The sequence below is a fragment of the Cellulosimicrobium sp. AB352 genome, from assembly GCF_049538415.1.
Classification (GTDB): domain Bacteria; phylum Actinomycetota; class Actinomycetes; order Actinomycetales; family Cellulomonadaceae; genus Cellulosimicrobium; species Cellulosimicrobium funkei.
Genome location: NZ_JBMVFX010000006.1, coordinates 38,513 through 63,961, shown reverse-complemented (window position 1 = coordinate 63,961; position 25,449 = coordinate 38,513). Strand labels below are relative to the sequence as shown.

The window sequence follows — 25,449 nt, the reverse complement described above, 5'->3', positions numbered from 1 at the left end:
TGGTGCCGGTGGCGGGTGTCGACCGTCGCGCCGGCTAGTACATGCCGGTGAGGACGGGGACGTACGTGACGAGGAACAGCAGGGCGATCGAGACCCCGAGCCACGGGAGCATGTCGCGCAGCGCCCGTTCCGCCGAGATCCCGGCGATCCGGCTCGTGATGAGCAGGTTGATCCCGACGGGCGGCGTGATGAGCCCGATCGCGAGGTTGATGACGACGATCAGCCCGAAGTGGACCGGGTCGACGCCCGCGGCCGTGACGATCGGCAGGAGGATCGGCGTGAAGATGATGATCGCCGCGTTGCCTTCGACGACCGTGCCGATGAGCAGCAGGATCACGTTGGCGACGAAGAGGATGAGCAGCACGTTGTCCGTGAGCCCGAGCACGGCGTCGGCCACGATCTGCGGCGTGCCGCCGGTCACGAGCGCCCAGGAGTAGGCCTGCGCCATCGCGATGATGAGCATGATCGCGGCGACGAGCATCGTCGTCTCGCGCATCGCCTTGACGACGCGCTGCCAGGACAGCTCGCGGTAGACGACGACCCCGAGGATCACGGCGATGAGGACCGCGACCGCGCCGCCCTCCGTCGCGGTGAAGACGCCGAGCCGGATGCCGCCCAGCACGACGACCGGGATGAGCAGCGCCGGGAGTGCCTTGGCGGCGGTGCGCACGAGCTCGCGCGCGCCCACGCCCCGCTCGGCCGGGTAGCCCTTCTTGCGGGCGACGAGCCAGCCCGTGACCAGGTAGACGAGGCCGAACCCGAGGCCGATGTAGAGGCCGTGGAAGAACAGCGCGCTGATCGAGACCTCGGCGGCGACGCCGTAGATGATCATCGTGATGCTCGGCGGGAGCACGAGCGCGACGATCGACGCCGTCGCGGTGACCGACGCCGCGTCGCCGGGCGCGTAGCCGCGGCGCAGCATCTGCGGGATGAGGAGGCGGCCGACCGACGACGCGTCCGCGACCGCCGAGCCGGACATGCCGCCGAACGTGATGTTGGTGAGGACGTTGACGGCCGAGAGCCCGCCGCGGATGCGGCCGACGATCGCATAGGCGAAGTCGATGAGGCGCTGGGTCACGCCGCCCGCGTTCATGAGCGACCCGGCGAGCACGAAGAGCGGGATCGCGAGGAGCGGGAAGGAGCGCATCCCGGCGACGAACCGCTGGGCGCCGACCTCGGGCGGCACGCCCTCGGCGGCGAGGCTCGCGAACGAGGCGAGGCCGACGGCGACGCCCACCGGGGCGCCGATGACGAGGATGAGGAGGAGGAGCCCTCCGAGGATGAGGGGCATGGGTCAGACGTCCTTGTCCTGGGAGGTGGGCGCGACGAGCTGCTCCGCCTCGGCGATGTTCGCCTCCACGGCGTCGTCGGGGGTGTCGAAGTCGCCGCGCAGCGCCTCGACGAGCTTCTCGACCGCGTAGACGCAGGAGAAGCCCATGCCGATCGGCACGACGACGTACATGGCGAGCAGCGTGATGTCCGTGCCCGTCGCGATGGTCAGGCCGGTCATGAGCTGGCGCGCGCCCGTCGGGAGCATCATCGCGGCGTAGACGGCGACGAGGCCGAACAGGCCCGCGGAGAGCGCGTAGCCGAGCGCGACGAACGCGCGGCGCACCTTCCCGCGCAGGCGGTCGAGGAGCAGCGTCACCGCGATGTGCTCGCTGCGGCGCACCGCGACCGGGATCGCCGTCATGACGCACCAGACGAACGCGAGCGTCGCGAACTCCTCGGACCACACGGTCGGGCTGTTGAGCACGTACCGCATGAAGACCTGGAGCACGAGGACGGCGCTCACGAGCGTGATCGCGACGCCCGAGACCACGAACAGCGCGCGCTCGGCGCCGGACAGGACGCCGCGGACGGCGCGGGCCGCGCTCACGGGACCATCACCAGCTTGACGATGTCGCCCGGCCCCTCGGCGGCCATGGTCGTCGTGATGGCGGCGCCCTCCTCCAGGGAGGTCGTGCGGGACACGAGCACGTCGGCGAGCCCGGGGTGGCGCGCGAGGACGTCGAGCGCGGTGCGGAAGTCGTCCTTCGTGTACATGGCCGTGCCGAGCAGCGCGATCTCGCGCACCTGGAGTTGTCCCACCGGGACCGGCACGGGCTGGTTGAACACCGCGACCTGGACGATCGCGCCACCGGGCGCGACGGCCTCGAACGCGCGCTCGACGAGCGCGGGCACGCCCGCGGCGACGAAGACGGCGTCGTACGAGCCGCGCTCGAGCGCGGCGTCGGGCCGGTGGACGCCCGTCGCACCGACCGCGCGCAGCACCTCGTGGACGTGCTCGCGCGGCTCGACGACGTCGACCACGGTGCTGCCGCCGTCGGCGAGGACGCGCGCGACGAGCGCGCCGATCGTGCCGCCGCCGAGCACGAGCGCGCGCCCGCGGCGCCGCTCCCCCAGCTGCGCGACGGCGTGGGCCGCGACCGCGACCGGCTCGGCGAGCGCGAGGTGCTCGTCCGCGACGCCGTCGGGCGCGGGGACCAGCGTGTACGCGGGCACGACGACGTGCTCGGCGAACGAGCCGTCCCACTCGGCGACGCCGAGCATCTGCTTGCTCGCGCACAGGTGGTAGCCGCCCGTCGTGCACAGGTCGCACGTGCCGCACGGGCGCTGCGGGTCGACGACGACGCGGTCGCCGACGGACACGTCGGCGACGTCCGGGCCGACCTCGGCGACGCGGCCACCGGCCTCGTGGCCGGAGATCAGCGGCGGGACGCGGAACGGGTGGGTGCCGCGGAGGGCGGCCAGGTCGGAGCCGCACACCCCCGTGGAGGTGACGGCGAGGAGGACCTCGCCGGGGCCGGGGACCGGGCGCGGGATGTCGACCACGTGGGCGGTCCCGGACGTCTCGAATCTGATGGCGCGCATCGTGGAACAGCTCTTTCCCCGCGACTGGGAAGCCGCGTTGCTCTGCGTGCGGGTGAGGGGAGACCTGCCGGAACGGGTGCCCGACGTCGGACGCTCGGCTCAGCAGGTTGAGTGACTGTATCCTGTCATACCAGTTGAGCCAACCCCGTCTCACGACCGTGAGCAGGGACCGCGTCCGGGCAGGTCGCGGCCCCCGTGAGGCAGAATGGCGCGGTCGTCACCCCGAGGAGGAACGGTGCCCGAGCCCGATGCGACGCTGCCGACGAGCGGCATCGTGCGACAGCGCCGACTCTCCGATCAGGTCGCCGACGCGATCCGCGACGACATCCTCGCGCGCGAGCTCCAGCCCGGCGACCGGCTGCCCTCCGAGCGCGAGCTCTGCGAGTCCTACGGCGTCTCCCGCACCGTCGTGCGCGAGGCCGTGCGCGCCCTCACCGCCAAGGGCATCGTCACCGCCACGCCCGGCTCCGGCCTGAGCGTCGGGCGCACCAGCATCGACGACGTCGGCCAGATGCTCCAGATGTTCCTCCACCACGGCCCGAACGTGCCCTACCTCCAGCTCCACGAGGTCCGCGCGACGCTCGAGGTCGCCGTCGCCGGCATCGCCGCCGAACGCATCGACGACGCCGCGCTCACCGGCCTCGCCGACCTCGTCGACCAGCTCCCCGGGCACGCCGACGACATCGTCGCCGCGTCCAAGAACGACTACGCCTTCCACCGCGGGCTCGCCGTCGCGACCGGCAACGACTTCTTCGTCATGCTCTACGACGTGCTCGGCGAAGGGCTCATGGAGACGCGCATCGCCACGTTCTCCTACGACCCGCGCCGGATCGACGTCGTCACGCGCGCGCACCGCGCGATCGTCGACAACCTCGACGCGCACCGCGCCGACGGCGCCCGCGCCGCGATGCTCGACCACCTCACCGAGGTCCGCGAGACGTGGGTGCGCCACCAGGACGGCGCGCCGGCCTGACGGCGGTCGCGGCGACGGGCGGTGCGGCGGTCGCGGCGGACGCGCCGTGGGCGCGCGCCGCTAGGGTCGAGGCGTGATCAAGGTGCTCGTGGTCGACGACGACCCGATGGTGCGACGGCTGCTGCGAACCATCCTGCGGCCAGACGACATCGAGGTCGTCGCCGAGGCCGCCGACGGCGACCAGGTCGTGCCGGCCGTCCAGGCGCACCACCCCGACGTCGTGCTCCTGGACCTGCGCATGCCCCGCATCGACGGCGTGACGGCGACGCGCGCCGTGCAGGCGCTCCCCGACCCGCCCGGCGTCATCGCCATGACGTCGTTCGACACCGAGTCCAGCATCCTCGACGCCGTCCACGCCGGGGCGTCCGGGTTCCTCGCCAAGGACGCGTCCCCCGACGAGATCGTCTCTGCCGTCCGCGCCGTCGCTGCCGGCGACGGCGCGCTGTCGCCCCGTGCGGCGCGCGTCGTCATGGCGCAGGTCACCGCCGCGCCCGGTGCGGCGGGGCGCAGGGAGGCCGCCCAGCAGGTCGCGACCCTCACCGAGCGCGAGCTCGACGTCGCGCGACTCGTCGCGCAGGGCCTCTCCAACCCCGAGATCGCGCAGCGGCTGTACGTCAGCGAAGCGACGGTGAAGACCCACCTCTCCGCGGCGAGCGCGAAGCTCGGGGTCACGAACCGGGTGCAGCTCGCGGTGCTGGTGTCGCAGTCCGCTGGGAACAGCGCGTAGCCCCTGGCGGGAACTGTCGAACCGGTCAGACGAAACGGGCACTCTCGGCGAAGTTCACCCGACGGACACTTGCCCGTTCGCGGGCCGCCTGGTGAGCTGCCGGCATGGACTCTGCCGTCGAAGCCGCGCTGCGCACACGCATCATCCAGTGGGTGCACGAGCGGGCCGAGGCGAACGGCGGGTTCCTCCACCGGGACGAGCTGCTCGACTTCCACATCGACGGCCGCAAGCTGCCGGTCATCGACTACTCGCGCGGGATCCGCAACCCGCAGAGCTTCTCCTCGACGCTGTCGATCGTCAGCTCGGCGAGCGGACCGTACGACGACACCGAGTCCGACGACGGTCTCCTCCACTACGCGTACCGCGCCGGTGACCCGTGGAGCGGCGACAACCGCAAGCTGCGCGAGGCGATGACGAGCGGGATGCCGCTCATCCTGTTCCGCAAGGAAGTCCCGAACATCTACACCCCGGTCGCACCGGTGTACGTCGTGGACGACGAGCCGGAGAACAGCCAGTTCCTCATCGCCCTCGACGAGGCCTTCCGGTTCATCCCGGACCCGGCCCACCTCACGACCCCGCAGCGGGAGTACGCCCTCCGGCTCGCCAAGCAGCGACTGCACCAGCCGGCGTTCCGCACCCGCGTCCTCGTCGCCTACGAGACCCGGTGCGCGATCTGCGAGCTCAAGCACGGGGCGCTGCTCGACGCCGCGCACATCGTCCCGGACAGCGAAGAGCATGGACTGCCGACCGTGAACAACGGACTCGCCCTCTGCAAGATCCATCACGCCGCGTACGACCAGAACATGCTCAGCGTCACCCCCGACTACGAGGTCCGCATCGCACTCGATCTGCTCCGGGAGATCGATGGTCCGATGCTCAAGCACGGGCTCCAGGAGATGCACGGTCGACGAATCAACGTGCCCCGCAGAAAGACAGACCTGCCCGACCCCGACCTCCTGGCCTGGCGGTTCACGCACTTCGAGGCGCGCCCCTGAGCCCCACCGGCCCCTGACGAGGGCTCACCAGCCGAGAGCCAGAGAGGCAACCCCATCGCCAAGCGAACTACTCGGCCAACATCCACACCTGCTTGAGCGGCAAGCGCGCGCGAATGTCCTCGGGTAGATCGTCGTACACCCGGGTCACCGCATCGATCACGTCTTCCGCCGTCCAGACACGAATACGAAACTGCTGTCCGTACACAGCGTCTCGCGCGTACTTGGTCAGGCCGCCCCATGCAACAAGCAGTCCCTGTTCAGCCCCTTGAGCATGAATTACTCCGTTGAGATCGCGAACGACCATCTCGGAGATTTGCCCACCGGATTTCACCTGGACGATAATCCGTGGCGACTCCATCCCCAGAAGCCCTCGGCCGGCGACGATGTCGATGCCCCGATCGGCTCCAGGGGGAGACATCGTGCACACGAAGCCCTCAGCCTCGAGGACCGCCGTCACGAGCGCGGCAAGATCGTGCCCCGCGAACTCCTCGGCGATACGCGCTGTGATCCTGTCCCGCGCAACTTCAACGATGTCTGTGTGGAGCTCCGGCTCGTCTACGTCGTCCGCGTCGCGTGCACTGCCTCCCGCACGGCCCGCGGGCACGAAGGGCAACTGACCGGGGTCCTCTCCCCGCGCCAGGAGAGCACGAAGCCTCTCGATGGCATGCCCCTTCGTCGGCGCAAAAACCGAGAGTGCGCTCCCGAGGGAGTAGAGGAGATCCTGCTTGACCGCCGACCTCGGAAGGTCAGTGACCTTCCAGTCGACACGTACGACGTGCCGCTTTTCGGGGTCCGCTTCCTGCGAGCGGTACTCGTATCCGCCCGTCACGTGACCCATAGCGATCTGCTTGGTCGTCTTGAGTGGCATCACCAGGAGGTCACCGACCTTGATACGGCCCCGCAGCGCCCAGGTTTGCCCGGTGTAGTTGGCTTGTGCGGGCGGACCCAGCTCGGGATAGGTGTCGGCGATGACCGCCGCGACATCCTGTCGGCTCCGACATGACGTCAGGTCGGGGACCTCTCGCCATCCCCCTCCTGATACTCCGTTATCGATCGCCCACTGGTCGCGCTCTCCGTACCTGCCCGACCGAACAACCCACGCTGCCGACATGACACCTCCCGCGAGGAGCCTGCCAGAAGTCAGCACTCATTGCGCACAAGTAGGGCTCGTGGCCGGCGCGTCACGGCAGGTCAACACAACTGATGACCACGGCGGCGGTTGTCGGCTAACAGTCGACGCCGTCACGAACTGTCAGCCGCCACCGTTCGATATTCCGATCGCGACGCCCACCACCAGCACGGCCAGGATCACGACGACGCACCACAGCACGCCCACGAGACCGGGCCGCGGCCCGTCGGGCCGCCCACCACCCCCGCGCCGCGGTTCTTCGTCGGGCTCTGATTCCATACCGCCAGGACACCACGCGGGCCGCGGGCGAGCGCGGGGAGGGAGCGGCCGGCATCCCGCCGACGCGCGAGCCCCGGCACCGCTCCGTAGTCTCGCGGGATCCCTGGTTCCGGCGAAAGGTGACCCCATGACCGACGCCCCGACCCCTCCCCCGGCGACGAGCCGCGTCGTGCTCCTCGGCGCGACGGGCTACACGGGCACGCTCGTCGCGCACGAGCTCGTGGCCCGCGGCGCGAGGCCCGTGCTCGCGGGTCGGTCCCAGGACCGGTTGGAGGCGCTCGCCGCCGACCTCGCCTCAGAGACACCAGCCGCGACGGCACCGACCGCGACGGCACCGTCCGCGGCCCGCCACCGCGCCGAGCCCGCGGGCTCGCCTGAGGCCGGGAGCCCGCCGTCGGACACCGCTGCGCGAACGCCGCTCGAGACCACGGTCGCGGACGTCGACGACGCGCGGACCGTGCGTGCGCTGGTCGGGCCGGGCGACGTGCTGATCTCGACGGTCGGGCCGTTCGGGCGGCACGGCGGTCCGGCGGTCGAGGCCGCGATCGACGCGGGCGCGGTGTACCTGGACTCGACGGGCGAGCCGGCGTTCATCCGGCGCGTGTTCGACGAGCTCGGGCCGCGCGCCCGGCGCACGGGTGCGGCGCTGCTCACGGCGTTCGGCCACGACTGGGTGCCGGGCAACCTCGCGGGGGCGCTCGCGCTCCAGGACGAGGGCGCCGACGCGGCGCGTCTGGAGATCGGCTACTTCCCCACCGGCGGCGGCGTGAGCGGCGGCACGCGCGTGAGCGCGCTGGAGACGGCGCTCGAGCCGTCGTACGCGTGGCGCGACGGCGGTCTCCGGGCCGAGCGCGTCGCGGCGCGCGTCGTCACGTTCGACGTCGGCCCCGGACGGCGCGTGCGCGGTGTCACCGCGGGTGGGACCGAGCCGTTCACGCTGCCCGGCCTCGCGCCGCGGCTGCGCGACGTCGAGGTGGCGCTGGGCGTGTCCGGTCCCGCGGTGCGGCTCGCGCCGGTGGCGACGGCGGTCGCGACGGCCGCGCTGCGCGTCCCCGGGCTGGGCGACGGCCTGCGGCGGCTCGCCCGCTCGCGCAGCGGGTCGAGCGGCGGGCCGGACGAGGCGGCCCGCGCGGCGTCGCGCACGCACGTGCTCGCGGTGGCGCGCGATGCCGACCGCGAGGTGCTGCGCCGGGCGCGACTCGACGGCCCCGACGCGTACGACCTCACGGCCCACTACCTCGCGTGGGGCGCGACGCGGGCGGCGGTCGGCGAGACGAACGGGACGGGAGCGCTAGGCCCGGTCCAGGCGTTCGGCCTCCACTCACTGCTGGCCGCGACCCGCGCCGCCGGCACGACGGTGACCACCAACCGCTGACGACCACGCCCTCACCGCCCGTCGACCACGGGGTTGCCGACCAGAAACAGCCGCAAGAGGTCGCCATCCCCGTGTTCGCCTGGAGAGGGGTGGGTAGGACCGGGGCGGGCGGTCTGGGTGGGGCGGGGCGATCGTAGGATCGGGGTGATGTCTGACCACACGACGGGGGCGCCGTCCGCCCCGCACGACGAATCGCCCCTGCCGCCGTCCGCCGCGCTCGCGCGCAAGACCGCCGACCCGAAGGCCATCCTGCGGCTGGTGGGCAACGACGAATCGGTCGACGACCTGCCGCGCACGCCCGAGGGGCTCATGGAGCCGCCGTCGGGCGTCGGGACGAAGATCCGGAACGGGGTGCTGCTCGCGCTGCTGTCGGGCGGGTTCGTCTGGCTCGTGACGGTCAACGCATGGGACCACGACGGCTTCTTCCCGTGGTTCTGGAACGTCGTGTGGACGATCTTCCCGTGGGTCTTCCTCGGCCCGATGTGGGCGGGCTACGCGCGGTCGCTGCGCCGGTCGCGCGACGACGCCCCGCTCTACGCGCAGTACCACCGCGACCGCCTGGCGGCGACGCGCGAGGCCGGGGTCGTCACGGCGTCGGTCACGGACCGGACGGAGTCGGGCGGCGTCGCGCACTGCGCCGTGCGCGTGCGGCACGGGGCGCTGACGACGACGGTCACGCGCCTCGCCCCGGTCACGAACCTTCTCCCGTCGGAGGTCCCGCAGACCGGCGACCCCGTGGTCGTCTGGCGCCTGCCCGGGGAGCGGGTCGTGGTGCAGGCCCGCCGCGACCGCACGCGCGCGCTGCACGACGCCGCCCGGGCCGCGGGCGCGACCGTCGCCGACGCGCCGGTCGCCGACGACCCGACGACCGACGCGGACGCCCCCGCGTGGGGCTCGCCCACGCGCTCGTCGTCCTCGTCCACCACCACGTACACGACGACCCGCATGACCCGTGGCGCGGGCACCCCCGAGGTGACCGTGCAGCACGGCGTCGCCGCGGCGCTCGCCGAGCTCGCGAGCCTGCACGCGGCGGGCTCCCTCACCGACGACGAGTTCACCGCCGCCAAGCGGATGCTCCTCGGCTCCTGAACCGACCGCTCGACGGCCCGCCGAGCCGCCGAGCGCCCGAGACCCCGAGACCCCGAGACCCCGAGCACGAGGTTGCTGGCGGTATCGCCGTGAGAACGACAGCAACGTCGTGCTCGGCGCCGACCCGGCAGACTGTCCTCCGTGAGCAGCAGCCGCCGACCCCGGCAGCCGTACCGGCCGACGATGGTGTGGACCGCCGTGCGGGGCGGCGTGCGCGGTCGCGAGCGCCTGACGCCCGTCGTCGACTACCTCGCGGTGCTGCTGATCCTGCTCGCGCTGTGCGGTGGCGCGGTGGCGTTCGCGGTGTGGCTCCTGCGGAACGACGAGGGGTTCGCGGCCGCCCTGATCGGCATCGTCGCCCTCGCCTTCGGCGGCGGGCTGCTGGCGTACGTGCGCGGGCCGTCGAAGCACGCGGTCGTGCTGCGGCCGCACGAGGTCGAGCTGCCGGTGGGCCGCGCGGAGGTGGTCCGGGTCGTCGTGCGGTGGGACGACGTCGCGCGCGTCCACGTCGTCCCGGGCGAGGGGCGCCCGTCGCTCCGCGTCGAGCTGTGCGACGGCGCGCGGTCGCGCCACGCGGAGGGCGAGGACCTGCTCCAGGGCCGGCCCGCGCACGGGCCGGACCCCGACCCCGTGGTCGTGACGGACCCAGAGGCGGTCGCGCGCGTCCTGCGGCACCTGCTCGACCACCCGGAGGACCGCGCGCGCCTCGCCCAGCGCGGCGGGCTCGGGATCGTCCTGGCCTTCGTCCGCCCGGTGTACGGCGAGCCGCCCGCCTGACCCAGCCGCGCGACGTCGGGCAGCCTGGCCGTCCCGCCCACAGCCCGTCGGCGCGCGGCGCGCCCCTCCCCGCGGGGCAGGCCGAGCACGACCCTGCGCGCGGTCGAGCACGACCTTGTCGTCGGCATCCCTCCCATGGCGACAGCAACGTCGTGCTCGGCGCACCGGGGGTGTCCGGCGACCGGGGGTGTCCGGCGGGCCGGGGGTGTCCGGCGGGCCGGGGGTGTCCAACGGGCCGGGGGTGTCCGGCGGGCCCAGGGGGCCCGGGGACGACGACGGCCCGGGCCCGCTCCTGGAGGGAGCGGGTCCGGGCCTTCGCCGGTCGGACGTGCTGGTGGGACGGGTGCTGTCAGCGGCGACCGATGTCGGACAGCTGGGCCGCCGTGATGACGAGGTCCCGCTCGGCGTCGTCGAGGACGCCGTCGAGGACGAGGTCCTCGGTCACGAGGCTCACGTGGTCGACGAACTCGCGGTGCGTCGCGTACTCGTCGTTCTCGGCGACGTGGTCGTTGACCGTGCAGCCGGTGCCGTCGTCGTAGTTCTGCACCGTGCTGTCGTGGCCGTCGATGATGACGGTCGGACGGATGTCCGACCCGACGCAGCGGTCGCGCACGAGCTTGAGGACCGTGAAGGTCACCTCGCCGCTCGTGACGTTGCCGACGCCGTCGACCGCGCGGTAGCGGACCACGTGCTGGCCGTCGGCCGCGAACGCGACCGGGGCCGCGTAGCGCTGCCACGCGCCGTCGTTGGCCTGGAACTCGATGCGGTCCACGCCGGACTCCTCGTCGACCGCCGTGAGGGTGACGCGCGCGCTCGCGACGAAGTCGCCGTCGCGCGTGCGGCTGCCGCTGACGCCCGCCGTGACGACGGGGCCGTCGGTGTCGCCGCCGGGCTCCTCGCCGCCCGCGATGACGAACGTGACCGTCTTCGGGGCGGACACGTTGCCCGCGACGTCCGTCGCGCGGTAGGTCACCGTGTGCGACCCGGGGGTCCGCACGGAGATCTGCTTGGCGTACGGGGTCCACTCGCCGCCGTCGAGCTGGTACTCGACCGACGCGACGCCGGAGTCCGCGTCCTTCGCGAGGAGACGCACGAACACGTTGTCGAGGTACTCGCCGGCCTCGTTCTTGTCGCCGCCCATGACGCGGTGGTCGACGGTCGGGGCGACGGTGTCGCCGCCCTGGCCCGCGACGACGTCGAACGTGACGGTCGCCGGCTCGCTGACGTTCCCCGCGACGTCGGTCGCGCGGTAGGCGAGCGTGTGGCGGCCGGGCTCGTCGACGACGACGGCCCCGGTGTACTCGGTCCAGCCCGTGCCGTCGAGGTCGTACTCGACGGTCGCGACGCCCGAGCCGTCGTCCGTGGCGGTGAGCAGCACGGACGCGGAGCCGACGTAGGCGCCGTCCTCGTCCTGCTGGCCGCTGAGCTCGGTCGCCACGACGGGGGCCGTGGTGTCCTCCTCGGCCTCCGCGACGACGACGAACTCGGTGACGGTCTCCTCGGAGACGTTGCCCGCGACGTCGGTGGCCCGGTAGACGAGCGTGTGCTCGCCGGGCTCGTCGACGACGATCGGCTCGGTGTACGGCTGCCAGCCGGCGCCGTCGAGGTCGTACTCGACGCTCTCCACGCCGGACGCGTCGTCCGTCGCGGTGAGCGTCGCCGTGGCGGACCCGACGAACGCGCCGTTGCCGTCCTGCGTGCCGGTGACCTCGGCGGTGACGGTCGGCGCGGTCGTGTCGTCCTCGCCGCCGCCGGCGACGACGGTGAACGTCACGGAGCCGACCTCGGACACGTTGCCCGCGACGTCGGTCGCCCGGAACGACACGGTGTGCTCGCCGACCTCGGTGAACGGCACCGTGGTCGTGTACGGGAGCCACGCGCCGCCGTCGACCTGGTACTCGACGGACGCGACGCCCGAGCCCTCGTCCGTGGCGTGCAGCATGAACGCGGCGGTGCCGACGTAGGCGCCGTCCTCGTCCTGCTGCCCCATGACCATGGGCTCGACGACCGGGGCGGTCGTGTCCTCCTCGACGTCGCCCTCGACGACGGTGAAGGTCGCGGTCTGCGCCTCGGACGTGTTGCCCGCGGCGTCGGTCGCGCGGAACTGGAGTGTGTGCGCGCCGACGGCGTCGACGACGAACGGCTCCGTGTAGGCCTGCCAGCCCGCGCCGTCGAGGTCGTACTCGACCCCGGCCACGCCGGAGTCGTCGTCGGTCGCGTCGAGCGTCACGGTCGCGCCGCCCACGTAGGCGCCGTCGCCGTCCTGCTCGCCGGTGACGAGCGCGGTCACGGACGGGGCCGTGGTGTCCTCGCCGCCGGTGCCGCCGTCGGTGACGACGAGCTCGCCCCACATCTCGCCGTGCCCGGGGATCGCGCAGAAGTAGCGGTACTTGCCCGGGGTGAAGGTGACCTGGGCCTCGTGCCGCCCGCCGTTCGCGTCGAACGGGCTCGCGAGGATGTTGAGGTTCACGTCGTGGTTGTAGCCGGGCGACGACGTGTCGAACGTGAGCGTGTGGCTCATGCCGAACGTGCTGCCGGTCGCCATGCTGTTCTCGAACACGATCGTGGCGGGGCCCGCCTCGGCCGTGGCGGGGAAGGCCTTGTAGTCGGTCACGCTGTTGTCCGCGGTCCACGTGAGGACCTGCTCGGCCGCGACGGTGGCGTCGGCGACGGAGAAGACGGACGACGGCGCTGCCGTCCCTGCGGGGGACGCGGACGCCGGGGCGACGGTGAGGACCGTCGTCGCGGTGAGCCCGGCGACCGTGGCGGCGAGGAACCGCCGCGCGCCGCGGCGGCGGACGCCGCCGGGACTGGTACGTCGTTCCATGAGGGTGCACTCCTCGGGGGGTGTCTCGGGAAGGTTCTGGGGGTGGTTCTGGGGGCTCGGTCGGACTGCGGGTACGGGCGGGGACGGCCTGGCCGGCCGCCCCCGCCCGGCGGTGCTACAGGTCCGCGACCCGGATGTCGCGGAACTCGATGAGGTCCGCGTTCCCGTGGTTCTGGAGCCCGATGAACCCGCTGTCGAACTGGCGCAGGTCGGTCGGCGGGTCACCGGCACGGGACGACTGCTGTCCCGGGGTGTTCTCCCACTCGTTGATGACGACGCCGTTGCGGATGATCGTGTACTGCTGGCCGACCACCCGGATCTCGTACTCGTTCCACTCGCCCTTCGGCTTCTCGCCGCCGGTGTTCAGGCCGAGCGGGTCGAAGTTGTAGACCGAGCCGGTCTTCTGCGGCTCGCCCGTCGGACCGTCGTAGATCTGGATCTCGTGACCGCACGAGATCGCGACCCACGCGGGCGACTGGTTGGCCGCGCACGGCACGTCGCCCGGGTCGTTCGGGTTCGGGAACCGGGTGAACACGCCCGTGTTGGCGTGGTGGTCACCCGCGGAGACGTCGCGGTACAGGAGCTTCACGGAGAAGTCCCCGAGCTCCTCGCCCGCGTACCAGAGCATCCCGAGACCGCCGCTCGACTTCAGCGAACCGCCCGGCTCGAGCGTGAACTTGCCGCTCGGTGCCTGGAACCAGTCGTACAGCGACTCCTGCGTGCCGTCGAAGATCGTGCGGTACCCGCCCGGGTCCACGCCGATCTGGGACCGCGCCGCGGCGTCGACGAGGCGAGCACGCTCGCGCTCGTCGATGCGGCTGTCGTCGTACAGGCTCTTCGCGACCGACTCGACGTGCGCCAGGAACCGGGCGTGGGTGCGCCACTCCTTCTCGTCCTGGAACAGGTCGTTCATCGTGCAGGCGCCGAGGTCGAGGTTCTCGACCGTGGAGTCGACGTCGCCGAAGAACACGGTCTCGCGCTCGTCGGGCAGGGTGCACGACGGCGAGCCGTCGGTCGTGACGGTGGCCGTCGAGCCGTCCGCGTACGTGACGGTGAGCTTGGCCTCGTAGGTCCCGATGCGGGGGTACTTGTGCTTCGGGTTGGCCTGGCGCGAGGTCTTGCCGTCGCCGAACTCCCACAGGTAGGAGACGCCGCCGGACCGCGCACCCGTGAACTGCACCGTGAGCGGGTCGCCCTGGATGCTCGTCGCGGACGCGGCCGGGGCCGGGGTCGGGGCCCCGCCCTGGTACGTGATCCGCATGAGCTTCTGGTTCGGGTCGAGGCTGAAGAAGCCGCCCGCGTAGTCGACCAGGTACAGCGCGCCGTCCGGACCGAACTTCGCGTCCATCCAGCTCTGGAGCAGCCCGTCACCACGACCGCCCGGGATGATCTGGCGGAGGTCCTCCATGAACACGGGGGCGTCCAGGTTCTCCGGGTCGACCGTCACCGCGACGCGGTTGTTCGAGTTCGACTGGTCGCCGATGAACCACTTGCCCTCCCAGTACGACGGCCACGCGACGTCGGACTCGGGGTCGACCTGCGACTGGCGGTACGTCGGACCGGACATGACGGCCTGGCCGCCGCCCCGCAGCCACGGGATGGTGTAGGTCGCCTCGTCGTCCTCGTACGTCGGGATGCCGTTGCCGCGGTCCGGGAAGACCGGCCCGCCGCCCGAGGGCGAGTACCAGATCATGTTGTTCCGTACCGGCGGGAGGTCCACGAGGCCCGTGTTGCGGGGCGACGTGTTCTTCGGGTTGTCGCAGTCGTACCAGCCGGTGAGGACGCTCGCGTCCTCGTTGCTCCGGTCGCGGTACGGCTGCTTGTTGCCCATGCAGTAGGGCCAGCCCTGGTTGCCCGCGGACGTGATGATCGTCGCGGTCTCGTACTTCGCCGGGCCGAGCTCGGGGCTCGGGCTGCCGGCGTCCGGGCCCACCCAGGCCGCCGTCAGCCAGTCGGTGTCGGGGTCGATCTGGAGGCGCGAGATGTTGCGCACGCCCATGACGTAGATCTCCGGGCGCGTCTTGTCCGCGGGGTACTCGCCCACCGGGAACAGGTTGTCGTCGGGGATCGTGTACGTGCCGTCGTCCTCGGGGTGGATCCGCAGGATCTTGCCGTTGAGGTCGTTCGTGTTGCCCGACGTGCGGCGCGCGTCCTGGAAGCTGATGCCCGCGAACTCCTGCGTCCAGTTGTTGCCGGAGTACCCGTTCGACCCGCCAGACGAGTTGTTGTCGCCCGAGCCGATGTAGAGGTTGCCCTCGCTGTCGAACGCCATGCCGCCGCCCGCGTGGCAGCAGCTGTGGATCTGCGTCTCCCACTCGAGCAGGTCGACGCGCGTGCTCTGGTCGATCGTCGGCGTCTCGGGGTCGTAGGTGAACCGCGAGACGGTCCGGTAGCCGACGCGACGCTCGCGGTCGATGTTCTCGTGCGGCATCCAGTACACGTAGAGCCAGTGGTTGGTCGCGAAGTCGGGGTCGGGCACGATGCCGAGCAGCCCCTCCTCGTTCTTCACGAGCTCGTCGCCGCTGCCGCGGTTGCCCATGACGTCGAGGGTCGTGAGCAGCTTCGCCTCACCCGTCTCCGGGTCCCACTGGTGGATCGTGCCGCAGCCGAGGCCCACGTTCGGGTCGCTCCACGGGACGATCGGGCCGGTCGGGCAGGCGCCGCGGCCGATGTAGAAGACCGTGCCGTCGGGCGCGATCGTCAGGCCGTGCTGCTCGCCGTTCTGGTCGAGCGTGCCGGCCGTGTTCACCTGGGACAGGCGCTCGGCCTTGTAGTTCGATGCGATGGTCGCCTGGCAGTCGCCGCGCACCACGCCCGTCGTCCACTGGAGCGCACCGAGCAGGTGCTCGCGGAACGTCGCGTCCGCCCAGCTCTCGGGCGTGCCGCCCATGCCGGTGAAGAACGACCGGCCGCCGTCGTAGTCGCGGCACCACGAGACGGGCTGGAACGGGTTGGTCGTCGGGCCGGCGTCGGGGCCGGGCTCGAGCGTCGCGACCGTGTGCACGTCACCGGTCGGGTCGTCGGCCCAGTCGAGCCACCGGTCCTCGCGGTCCCACGTGAGCGGGAGGTCCGCCGTCGCGGGGTGCTGGCGGTCGACCAGGTCGACCGTGCGCTCCTCGAGCGGGATCTCCGGGTCGGGCTGCTCGACGGAGTCGGGGCCGAAGATCGAGAGCTCCGCGAGCTGGATCTCGGCGTCGCCGGAGTTCGCGGTGACGTCCAGCCGGTACCAGCCGTACGCGGTCTCGTTCGCGACGTCGAACGTGCGCGGCTGGAAGCGCTGCGGGAAGTCCTCGTCGGCGCGCGTGTCGAGGTCGACCCACGTCTGTCCGTCGGTCGAGCCCTGGAGCTTCCAGTTCTTCGGGTCGCGGCCCGCGGAGTCGTTCGCCGACGTGATGCCGTACTTCACCACCGCGACGGGCTGCTCCATGCGCAGCGTGAGCTGGCCCGTGCGGGCGAACGTCAGCCACTTGGTGTTGGGGTCGCCGTCCACGGCCTTGGCCGGCGTCTCGGCGGCCGGGCTGCGGCCGGTGCCGGTCGCCTCGGCGACCTTCTCCGCCGTCATCGTGGCGCCCTTGATCCGGGCGCCGACGAGGCCCTCGAACCACTTCGAGGCCTCCTGCGAGCGCGCGGCGTCGCGCACGCCGAGGAAGCCGCCGCCGCCGTTGATGTACGCCTGGAGGGCGGCCTCCTGCTCGCCGCTCAGCTCGATGCCCTCCGCGGAGAGCATGACGACGCCGCGGTACTCGCCGAGCGTCGCCGCGCTGATCATCTCCGGGTCGGACGTCGCCTCGACCTCGAAGCCGTTGGCGGCCCCGATCTCGGTGAGCGCCGCCGTCGCGTCGACGACGGGGTCGGTCTGCTCGTCGGGCGCGCCGTGGAACACGAGCACGCGCACGGGCGCGGCTGCGGCGGCCGGCGCGGCGGCGACGGACCCCGCCGCGAGGGACCCGCCCGCGCTGACCGCGGTGGTCGGTGCGGTGGCGCCGGTCTGGGCCGCCGCCGGGAGGACGGCGGCGCTCGCGACGAGCGCGACGCCCGTCAGGCCGACGGTCAGGGCCCGTAGTGCCCCCGGTCGGGAGCGCCCCCTCGTGGGGGGTGTCGATCGTCTGGAAAGCACTCTCCAACTCCTTCGTCATCGGTGCGACGCCCCCGGACGGGCCGGGAGCGGGTCCTGCCGGGTGCGGGACGGGCCGACGGCCCGCCCCACCTCACCGGCGGACGGTCAGTGGCCGGCGTGGCCCGTGAGGTCGACGACGGCCGGCCCGGAGCCACCGGCGGCCGGACCGCCGGGGGCGGTGGCCGGGGCGCTGGTCGTCGCGGCGGCGCCGGACGGCGCGGCCCCGGACGGGGCCGACATGGTGTGGCTGCCGTGACCCTGGAAGCGGTCGATCGACTCCTGGGCGCCCGGCGGCATCGAGCCGTCGGCGTTGCGCACGAGGAAGATGCCCGCCATGCCGCCGTCGGAGTGGAACTGGACGTGGCAGTGGTACATCCACGCACCGGGTCCGACGCCGAGCCCGGCGACGACCTGGAACCCGAACGCGTCGCCCGGGTTGAGGTCCCGGTTGTCGACGACCTGGCTCGGGTCGTACTGGTCCGCGAGCAGGCCGGTGCGGTTGTTCGCCCAGCGGTGCGCGTGGAGGTGGAAGGTGTGGAGCTGGTTGCCGTGCCCGATGCAGATGAACTCGACGCGCTCGCCGAGCTTCGCCTCGAACATCGGCGTGTCCGGCGCGACCTTGTTGTTGATGGTCATGTCGTTGAAGACCATCGTGAACTGCTTCTGCGGCAGCACGTCGCCGACCCGGCGCACGACGAGCGCGCCGTAGAGGCCCGCCGCGAGGCCCTGCGTGCCGTGCTCGCCCCACGCGTGGTCGTGGTAGTGCCAGTACCCCGCGCTGCCGGGCATCCAGATGCCGCGGTCGCGCGCCATCTTGACCGTCGACCACGTGTACGTCCGCGTCTCGCCCGGCTCGTTGAACGAGTTGTTGAACGTGCTGCCGTCGCTGTTGACGTCGTAGTTCACGCCGTGCGGGTGGATCGACAGGCGCTTGTCCGTCGTGTTGACGAGCGTGATCTCGAGGGTCTCGCCCTCCCACATCTCGAGGATGGGCCCGGGGACGGTCGCCTTGCCGCGCTCGAGCCCGTAGCCGACGAGGGTGTCGGAGATGCGCTCGGCGTACATGGTGATCTTGCGGACGCCGGTGGCTGCGGTGACGGTCGTCGCGGCGGCGGCGGGGGGCGCCGCGGCGACGCTGCCGCCGGCTCCGAGCAGGAGTGCGGCGGCGGGGCTGGCAGCGACGACGCCGGCCCCGGCGAGCAGGGCCCGCCTCGAGAGCGGCCTCGGCGCCGTCTCGGTCGTCGGGTCGGGCATGGGGGACTCCTTCCGGGCGTACGGGGTCGTCCGGGCGGTCCGTGGCGCGCCGGACCGGCGGGACGGCGGTCGCCGCCCCGCGTGCCGGCGCGCTCGGGCGCGCGGAGGCTCCCCGAGGTGGTGCGGGGGGACTCTGAGCAGCAGGACTGGGTGGTGCGGGGGTGTCCCGCGGTCGCAGAGGGTCGAGAGGTTGCTCGGTCGTGCGGGGCTCGACCCGGGCCGGTGGGAGACCGGCCGTGGGGCGAGGTCCAGGGCCGTCGTGGCCCCGCCGGGGTACGCGTCGGTGCGTACCGTCCGGCTCTCGGTCCGGACGACGGGCTCCCCTGCGCCGACGTCCGGCCCCCTGGTCGGTTCCAGGGGCAACGAGGTTCATGACACCGCAGTCAGTGCATGGATGTCAACAGGTAGGCGAAAGTTGTGTCGACAACAAGCAAAAGTCCACGGCCGATCGACACTTGTCTCCGGAGCGGCCCTGGACGGGGCTCGAGCACGCCCCGGACGGGTGTGCGACACGGCGTCGTGGTGGAGTGACCGCGTGACCCACGACCTCCCCGCGTGGTCCGTCCGGGAGTCGGCCCTCGACGTCGACGACCCGGCCACGGCCGCGTCCCTCCTGTCCCTCGCCAACGGGTACGTCGGCGTCCGCGGAACGCTCGACGAGGCGGACCCCGACGACGACCCCTCGACCCTCGTCGCCTCCGTCCACGAGGAGTTCGAGCAGACCTACGCGGAGCGCGCGTACGCCTACCCCGAGGTCGAGGAGCGCCTCGTGCCGGTCGTCGACGCGTGGCGGGTCGGCTGGTCCGTGGACGGGGAGCCGGTCGACGTCCGGACCGCCGACCCCGCCGGACCCGACGGCACGGTCGAGGCGCACGAGCGCGTGCTCGACCTGCGCCGGGGCGTGCTGCGGCGCGAGCTGCGCTGGACCGCGCCGTCGGGCGGGACCGTCACGCTGCACAACGAGCGGCTCGTGCCGCTCTCGCGCCGCGAGGTCGTCGCGTCGCGCTGGCGCGTGCACGCGCACGACGACGTCACCGTCACCCTGCGTCCGGTGCCCGGCTGCGGGCACGGCGGGCAGGACCCCGGCCGCGAGGCACCCGGGCTGGTCACCGTCTCGTGCCGGCACGACGCCGAGGGGTCGTCGGTGCGCCAGCGCACCGTGCGCTCGGAGCGCGGCGTCGCGGCCGAGACCGCGCACCTCGTCGACGCCGCGGACGGCGTCCGCCCGCGCTGGCACCACCGCGGCGGCGCCGCCGTCCTCACCGTGGACCTGCGCGCCGACGAGTGGCTGGAGGTCGTCGTCCTCGCCGCCTACGCGGGCGGCGCCGACGCCGACGCGCTCCCCGCGCACGCACACACCGTGCTCGCCGCGGCCGTCGACGCGGGCTGGGACGCGCTCGAGCGCGAGCAGGCCGACGCCCTCGCCGCGGTCTGGGACCGGGGCGACGTCGAGCTCGACGGCGACGACGAGATGCAGCAGGCCCTGCGGCACAGCCTGTTCCAGGTGGTCCAGGCGTCGGCGCGGGTCGAGGGCGTGGGCGTGCGGGCGAAGGGCCTCACGGGCACCGGCTACGCGGGCCACGCCTTCTGGGACTCGGACACGTTCGTACTCCCCGTGCTGGACCACGTGCTGCCCGACGCCGCGGCCGCGCACCTGCGCTGGCGGCACACCACCCTCCCCCACGCGTGCGAGCGGGCCGCCGAGCTCGGCCTGCCCGGCGCGGCGTTCCCGTGGCGCACGATCAGCGGCCGCGAGTCGTCGGGCTACTGGCCCGCGAGCACCGCCGCGTTCCACGTCTCGTCGGCCGTCGCGCTCGCCGCCGTGCGGCACGTCGCCGCCACGCACGACGACGAGCTCGCCCGGGACGTCGTCGTCGACCTCGTGGTGCAGACCGCGCGGCTGTGGGCCGGGCGCGGCCACCACACCGCCGCCGGCTTCCGCATCGACGGCGTGACCGGGCCCGACGAGTACACCGCCGTCGTGGACAACAACACGTACACGAACCTCATGGCGCGCAAGAACCTGCGCGCGGCCGACGAGCTGTGCGAGCGGTTCCCGGAGCAGGCGGCGCGGCTGGACGTGACCCCGGACGAGCGCGCGGAGTGGCGGCGCGCGGCGGACCGGATGGTCGTCCCGTACAACGCGCAGCTCGGCGTGACGGAGCAGTCGCAGGACTTCACGCGGCACGCCCCCTGGGACTTCGAGTCGCGGGGCACCGCGCGGTTCCCGCTCGACGACCACGTGCACTACGTCGAGCTGTACCGGCGGCAGGTCGTCAAGCAGGCCGACCTCGTGCTCGCCCTGCACGCCGCGCCCGAGGAGTTCACGCCCGAGCAGCGCCGCCGCGACTTCGACTACTACGAGCCGCTGACCGTCCGCGACTCGTCGCTCTCGGCGCCCGTGCAGGCGGTCGTCGCCGCGGAGATCGGCTACGTCGACCTCGCGTACGACTACGCGCGCGAGTGCGCGCTCCTCGACCTGTGCGACCTGCGCGGCTCGACCGACGGCGGGCTGCACGTCGCGTCGCTCGCGGGCGCCTGGACCGCCGTCGTCACGGGCATCGTGGGGCTGCGGCACGACGACGACGGGCTCCGCCTCGCCCCCCGGCTCCCGTCCCGGCTCACGCGGCTCGCGCTCGCCGTCCACCACGGCGACGCCCGGGCGCGCGTCGAGGTCCGGCCCGACGGCGTCACGTACCGCCTCGAGTCCGGCGAGCGGCTGCGGGTCGTGCACGACGACGAGCCCTTCGAGCTCACGCCCGAGCACCCGGTCCTCGAGCGACCGCTGCTCGCCGGGATCCAGGACCCGCCGCCCGCGCAGCCGCCGGGGCGCGCACCGCTCTTCGCCGCCCCGTAGGTGGACGTCCCCGCGACGGGCCCGGTGGGCCGTACGCGGAGGTCCGCTACGTCGGCAGCCGCTCCTGCGCGCCGCGGAGCCCGGCGGCTCCCGGACCGGTCCCGCCCGGCGGGACGAGGCGCCCGGCACGCCGGTGCGCGGCCCGGTACTGCGAGGGCGCGAGGCCGTACTCCGCGGCGAACGCCTGCCGCAGCGCCTCCGCGGACCTCAGGCCGCACTCGCGGGCGACGGTGGTGACCGGGTGGTCGGTCGACGCGAGCAGATGGGCCGCCGCCTCGGTCCGGGCTCGCCGGACGTACCGCGCCGGCGTGCGGCCGAGGTGCCGGACGAACAGGCGCGTGAGCTGCCGCTGGCTCACGCCCGCGTGGGCGGCGAGGGCGGGGAGCGAGAGGTCTCCGTCGAGCCGCGCGGCGACGAGGTCGACCACGGCCCGGACGCATGCGTCCCGCACCTGAGGGGCCGCCGTGAAGACGCTCATCTGGGCCTGGTTCCCCGGACGCTGGAGGTACGTCACGAGCGCGCGGGCCACCCTGCGGGCGAGCTCCGGACCGTTGTCCTCCTCGACCAGCGCGAGCGTGAGGTCGAGCGCGCTCGTCACGCCCGCCGACGTGTAGACGTTGTCGTCGCGCACGTAGATGGGCGCCGGGTCGACGCGGACGGCGGGGTACTCCTGCGCGAGCCGGTCGGCGTAGCGCCAGTGCGTGGTGGCACGACGCCCGTCGAGGAGACCCGTCGCCGCGAGGACGGTCGCGCCCGTGCAGACCGACGCGACCCTGCGGCTCAGGGCGGCCACCCGGCGCACGTGCGCGACGACGAGCGGGTCGGCACCGGCCTCCTCGTGGCCGAGCCCTCCGGTCACGACGACCGTGTCGACCGGCTCGACCCACCGCTGGAGGGAGCCGTGGCTCGCGAGCGTGAGGCCCGAGTCGCACGCGACGGGTCGCCCGCCCGGGGTCAGCAGCACCACCCGGTAGGGCGGTGCAGCGCCCACACGGTTCGCGAGGACGAGCGTCGAGGTCACGCACGCGATGTCCAGGAGCTCCGCGCCGGCGTAGCCGACGACCGCCACCAACCGCTCCGCCATGAGCCGTCACCCCCGGGTTCCCGACGTCCGGTCCACGGATCCGGACACCGTCCACGATACCCCCGGGGAGTACCGCGGCCCCAGGGTGAGGCTGGTCCTCCCAAAAAGAGCGCGGTCGCCCGACCGCGACCGCCACGAGAGACGAGGACGTCATGAGCACTCCACGCACCGCCCCGCAGACCACCGGACCGCGCTCCGGAACCGCGCGCAGGACGAGCACCGGGACGAGCACGGGGACGAGCAGCGGGACGAGCGCCGCCCGGGCCGTCGCGGCCCGCTGGCCCGCCGCGCTCGGCCTCGGCGTCGCCGTCCTGCTGCTCGCGATCGGCGTGGCCGACCGCACCACCCTGGCGATCGGCGTGAGCGCGGCCGCGCTCTGCTACGTGGCCGCAGCAGCGCTCGGACGCCCCTGGGTCGCCTGGGTGAGCGTCCTCGGCGCCTCGCTCGTCGTGGTCGCGAGCGAGGTGGCGGGCATCCCCTGGTGGGCCGGCATCGGGCTCACCGCGCTCGTGCTGCTCGGGATCGGCGTCGCGCGCGGCGCAGCACGACCGACGCTCCCCCAGGCGGCCGCACTCCTCGGCTACGGGTCCCTCGCTGTGGTGGCGCTCGCCGTCGACCCGGGCATCGGTCTCGTCGTGGCAGGGCTGACCCTGGCCGGCCACGCCGCGTGGGACGTCGTCCACCACCGGCGCGGCGAGGTCGTCCCCCGGCCGATGGCGGAGGCGTGCCTGTACTTCGACGTCGTCCTCGGCCTGGGCTGCCTCGCCCTCGCCGCCGTCCGCTGAGACGCGGGGGCGCGTCCGGGACGCGCCGTCAGCCCGCGAGCGCCTCGCGCAGGGTCGTCGCGAACGCGGCCGGGTCGTTCGCGGGCGACCACTCGTTGACCATGAAGCCGCCGTGGTCGCCCGGGAACGTCACCGGCTCGACGCCCAGGAGGGCGGCGAGGGCCGCGCCGCCCCGCCACGCGAGCGTGCCCTCCCCGGCGGCGCTCACGGCCGGGACGATGCGGGTCGTCGCCGCGCGCAGGGCGTCGCCGTCGGGCGCCCACGACGGCATGGTGGCCAGGTTCCGGCCGAGGAGCAGGTCGTCGCGCGACCCGTCGTCCTCCGTCGGGAAGCCGAACATCGCCGGGTCGGGCGCCGGGCGGTCGAGGTAGTCCGCGGGCAGCGGCCCCACGTGGCTGACGAGCGCGACGAACTTCGCCATCGCAGGCCCGAAGCCCTCGCGGCGGTACGTCTCCACGATGTCCGCCTGCACCGCCGTCGCGGTCTCGGTGTCCTCCAGCAGCGGCGTGATGGGCGGCTCGTGCGCGACGAACGTCCGCACGTCCTCCGGGTGCCGCTCGATCCACGAGAGCCCGACGACGCCGCCCCCGCTCGACCCGAACACGTCCACCGGCCCCAGCCCGAGGGCGGCCACGACCTCGTGCAGGTCGTCCGCGTGCCGCTCGACCGACACCTCGCCGTCGGCGGCGAGCGTGCTGCGCTCCGTGCCGCGCGGGTCGTACGTGACGACCACCCGGTCGTCGATCAGGTCCACGAGCTGCCCGAACCCCGACGCCGCCATGGGCGAGCCCATGACGACGAGCGGCGGCAGGTCGCCCGGCGCCGCGGGGGTCCGGACGTCGTAGGCCAGGACGGCTCCCGGCACGTCCAGGGTGCGGCTCATGGTGCGGGTCGTGGTCTCGCTCATGACGTCCTCCGTGTCGTCGTCCCGCCGCGCGTCGCGGCAGGTCCCGTGCGTAGAGACGGCGCCCGTCGCCGGAACTGAGCGGTCCGCGCGGCCCCGCGTTGCCACTACCCTCGCAGGATGCCGTCATCGAGGACCGTGCCCGCCGTCGTCGCCGCGGGGACGCTCACCGCGGTGCTCTGGGTCGTCACCGGGCGGGTCGCGGACTGGCTCGCCGGGGCGGCGCACGCCCTGCCCGCCGGGCTCGTCCGGACGCTGCTGCCCCACCCGACCGGCGTCGTCACGGGCGGTCAGCAGGTGTCGGGCAGCACCGTGCTCACGGCCGCCCTCGCGGGCGGGCTCGTCGCGCTCGGCACGCACCTCGTGCTGCGGCGCCTGCCCGCGGGCGAGGGCCGCTGGGCCGCGTTCCTCGCCGTGTGGGGCGCGGCCGTGCTCGCGTCCGCGCTCGCCGCGACGGCGGCCTGGTTCGCGGGCGTCACGCTCGCCTGGCGCGCGGACACGATCACCCGGTTCGTCGCGACCGCGCTCGGCGGCTGGTGGGGGTTCGTCAACGGCCCGCTCGTGGCCGTGACGGTCGCCGTCGCGCGCGCCCTCACCGACCGCCACGACGACCCCGCCGGCACCCGGCACACCCGGACGCCGACGCGCGTGCGAGCGTGGCCCGCCGCGCTCGCCGCGGGCACGGCGACGGGCGTGCTGTGGGCGGCCGCGGGCGTCGGGCGCACGACGCTCCCCGGCGCCGCGGACCCGCAGTCGCCGTGGGGCGTGGCGCGCGACGTCGTGCTGCTGCCCTCCGCCCGGATCGCCGTCGACCGCGCGGCGCTCCTCGCCGACCCCGTGCACCTGCTGCTGCCCGTCGGCGTCGGGCTCGCGGTCGGGCTGCTCACGGCGCTCGCCGCGCGACGCCTGCCGCCGGTCGAGGGCCGCGCGGCGCTGCTGCTCGGGGTGTGGCTCGCGTGCGCCGGAGGTGCGGCCCTCGCCGCGGCGGTGCCCGTCGTCGCCTCCACGCTCGCCGCGGGCGGCGTGCTGCCCGACGCCGGCCGCACCCTCCCCGTGCTCGAGGCGGGCCTCTCCTGGGGGATGGTGTGCGGGGTGCTCGTGGCGCCGCTCGCGGTGGTCGTGCACCGGCACGCGGGCGCGCGACCGCACGCGGGGTCGGCCGTCGCCGACGAGCCGTGGCCCGCGCCCGTCGCTCCCGAGCAGCCCGCGGAGCGCGTGCCCGAGCAGCCGGAGGCCCGCGCCGCCGAGGAGGCGGGGGCGCCCGACGCCGAGCAGACGGGTCCGCGCGACGCCGACGACGCTCCCGGGCCCGACGACGCCCGGCACCGCGACGAGGTCACCGCGCGCTCCTGAGGGACGGCGTTCCGGCACCCGCCACCCCGGCGTCACCCGGCGGTCGTCGT

Annotated in this window: 19 protein-coding genes; 9 read left to right on the top strand and 10 right to left on the bottom strand. The window is 73.7% G+C overall.

Annotated elements, in window-relative coordinates:
- Positions 1–34: 34 nt before the first annotated feature.
- From ACPCUX_RS05985 to ACPCUX_RS05975, 3 genes are read right to left on the bottom strand one after another with little or no spacing between them, the layout of a single operon-like run.
- The gene (locus tag ACPCUX_RS05985; protein ID WP_074803495.1) at positions 35–1,291 is read right to left on the bottom strand and encodes a TRAP transporter large permease; all 1,257 of its coding nucleotides are present in this window, start codon (positions 1,289–1,291) and stop codon (positions 35–37) included.
- Between the two features lie 3 nt (positions 1,292–1,294).
- Positions 1,295–1,879, bottom strand: coding sequence for a TRAP transporter small permease (locus ACPCUX_RS05980; RefSeq protein WP_074803496.1), 585 nt, complete (start codon positions 1,877–1,879; stop codon positions 1,295–1,297).
- Positions 1,876–2,874 carry a zinc-dependent alcohol dehydrogenase gene (locus ACPCUX_RS05975; protein WP_423388363.1) on the bottom strand — a complete coding sequence of 333 codons (999 nt, stop codon included), beginning with the start codon at positions 2,872–2,874 and terminating at the stop codon, positions 1,876–1,878. Before ACPCUX_RS05975 ends, ACPCUX_RS05980 begins: the two co-directional genes overlap by 4 nt.
- 235 nt (positions 2,875–3,109) lie before the next feature.
- On the opposite strand from ACPCUX_RS05975, the gene ACPCUX_RS05970 reads away from it, so the two are divergent.
- The 3 genes from ACPCUX_RS05970 to ACPCUX_RS05960 all read left to right on the top strand — a co-directional run bounded on the left by ACPCUX_RS05970 (position 3,110) and on the right by ACPCUX_RS05960 (position 5,569).
- Positions 3,110–3,847: a FadR/GntR family transcriptional regulator gene (locus ACPCUX_RS05970; RefSeq protein WP_415297337.1), complete on the top strand. Its 738-nt coding sequence runs from the start codon at positions 3,110–3,112 to the stop codon at positions 3,845–3,847.
- A gap of 73 nt (positions 3,848–3,920) precedes the next feature.
- Complete coding sequence (locus ACPCUX_RS05965) at positions 3,921–4,574, top strand: response regulator (RefSeq protein WP_423388362.1); 654 nt, start codon at positions 3,921–3,923, stop codon at positions 4,572–4,574.
- 104 nt (positions 4,575–4,678) lie between these two features.
- Positions 4,679–5,569, top strand: coding sequence for an HNH endonuclease (locus ACPCUX_RS05960; RefSeq protein WP_114553657.1), 891 nt, complete (start codon positions 4,679–4,681; stop codon positions 5,567–5,569).
- 67 nt (positions 5,570–5,636) lie between these two features.
- Here ACPCUX_RS05960 and ACPCUX_RS05955 read toward each other — a convergent pair whose 3' ends face one another.
- A complete protein-coding gene (locus ACPCUX_RS05955) occupies positions 5,637–6,680 on the bottom strand; it encodes a restriction endonuclease (protein ID WP_114553658.1) in 1,044 nt (347 codons plus the stop codon).
- 141 nt (positions 6,681–6,821) lie between these two features.
- The gene (locus ACPCUX_RS05950; RefSeq protein WP_423388361.1) at positions 6,822–6,977 is read right to left on the bottom strand and encodes a hypothetical protein; all 156 of its coding nucleotides are present in this window, start codon (positions 6,975–6,977) and stop codon (positions 6,822–6,824) included.
- Positions 6,978–7,104: 127 nt separating this feature from the next.
- On the opposite strand from ACPCUX_RS05950, the gene ACPCUX_RS05945 reads away from it, so the two are divergent.
- From ACPCUX_RS05945 to ACPCUX_RS05935, 3 genes are all read left to right on the top strand, one after another.
- Entirely contained in the window at positions 7,105–8,352 is a 1,248-nt protein-coding gene (locus tag ACPCUX_RS05945) for a saccharopine dehydrogenase family protein (RefSeq protein WP_423388360.1), read from the top strand.
- A gap of 147 nt (positions 8,353–8,499) precedes the next feature.
- A complete protein-coding gene (locus ACPCUX_RS05940; RefSeq protein WP_423388359.1) occupies positions 8,500–9,441 on the top strand; it encodes a hypothetical protein in 942 nt (313 codons plus the stop codon).
- A gap of 141 nt (positions 9,442–9,582) precedes the next feature.
- Complete coding sequence (locus ACPCUX_RS05935) at positions 9,583–10,218, top strand: glycosyltransferase (RefSeq protein ID WP_423388358.1); 636 nt, start codon at positions 9,583–9,585, stop codon at positions 10,216–10,218.
- A 349-nt stretch (positions 10,219–10,567) separates the two neighbouring features.
- Here the strand turns inward: ACPCUX_RS05935 and ACPCUX_RS05930 are convergent, their stop codons facing one another.
- From ACPCUX_RS05930 to ACPCUX_RS05920, 3 genes are all read right to left on the bottom strand, one after another.
- Entirely contained in the window at positions 10,568–13,045 is a 2,478-nt protein-coding gene (locus ACPCUX_RS05930; protein ID WP_423388357.1) for an OmpL47-type beta-barrel domain-containing protein, read from the bottom strand.
- A 115-nt stretch (positions 13,046–13,160) separates the two neighbouring features.
- Positions 13,161–17,162, bottom strand: coding sequence for a ThuA domain-containing protein (locus tag ACPCUX_RS05925; RefSeq protein ID WP_423388356.1), 4,002 nt, complete (start codon positions 17,160–17,162; stop codon positions 13,161–13,163).
- A 105-nt stretch (positions 17,163–17,267) separates the two neighbouring features.
- Positions 17,268–18,416 (bottom strand): multicopper oxidase domain-containing protein, encoded by a 1,149-nt coding sequence (locus ACPCUX_RS05920; protein WP_081896028.1) that lies wholly within the window; start codon positions 18,414–18,416, stop codon positions 17,268–17,270.
- A gap of 535 nt (positions 18,417–18,951) precedes the next feature.
- On the opposite strand from ACPCUX_RS05920, the gene ACPCUX_RS05915 reads away from it, so the two are divergent.
- Positions 18,952–21,273, top strand: a complete 2,322-nt coding sequence (locus ACPCUX_RS05915; RefSeq protein ID WP_423388355.1) for a glycoside hydrolase family 65 protein — start codon at positions 18,952–18,954, stop codon at positions 21,271–21,273.
- Positions 21,274–21,319: 46 nt separating this feature from the next.
- Here ACPCUX_RS05915 and ACPCUX_RS05910 read toward each other — a convergent pair whose 3' ends face one another.
- Positions 21,320–22,357 carry a GlxA family transcriptional regulator gene (locus ACPCUX_RS05910; protein ID WP_114553495.1) on the bottom strand — a complete coding sequence of 346 codons (1,038 nt, stop codon included), beginning with the start codon at positions 22,355–22,357 and terminating at the stop codon, positions 21,320–21,322.
- Positions 22,358–22,509: 152 nt separating this feature from the next.
- Here ACPCUX_RS05910 and ACPCUX_RS05905 point away from each other — a divergent pair, with 152 nt between their 5' ends.
- Positions 22,510–23,142: a hypothetical protein gene (locus ACPCUX_RS05905; protein ID WP_396050108.1), complete on the top strand. Its 633-nt coding sequence runs from the start codon at positions 22,510–22,512 to the stop codon at positions 23,140–23,142.
- A 28-nt stretch (positions 23,143–23,170) separates the two neighbouring features.
- Here ACPCUX_RS05905 and ACPCUX_RS05900 read toward each other — a convergent pair whose 3' ends face one another.
- On the bottom strand, positions 23,171–24,049 hold the full coding sequence (locus ACPCUX_RS05900) for an alpha/beta fold hydrolase (protein WP_423388354.1): 879 nt from the start codon (positions 24,047–24,049) through the stop codon (positions 23,171–23,173).
- A 117-nt stretch (positions 24,050–24,166) separates the two neighbouring features.
- On the opposite strand from ACPCUX_RS05900, the gene ACPCUX_RS05895 reads away from it, so the two are divergent.
- Complete coding sequence (locus ACPCUX_RS05895) at positions 24,167–25,399, top strand: hypothetical protein (RefSeq protein ID WP_423388353.1); 1,233 nt, start codon at positions 24,167–24,169, stop codon at positions 25,397–25,399.
- Positions 25,400–25,449 lie beyond the last annotated feature (50 nt).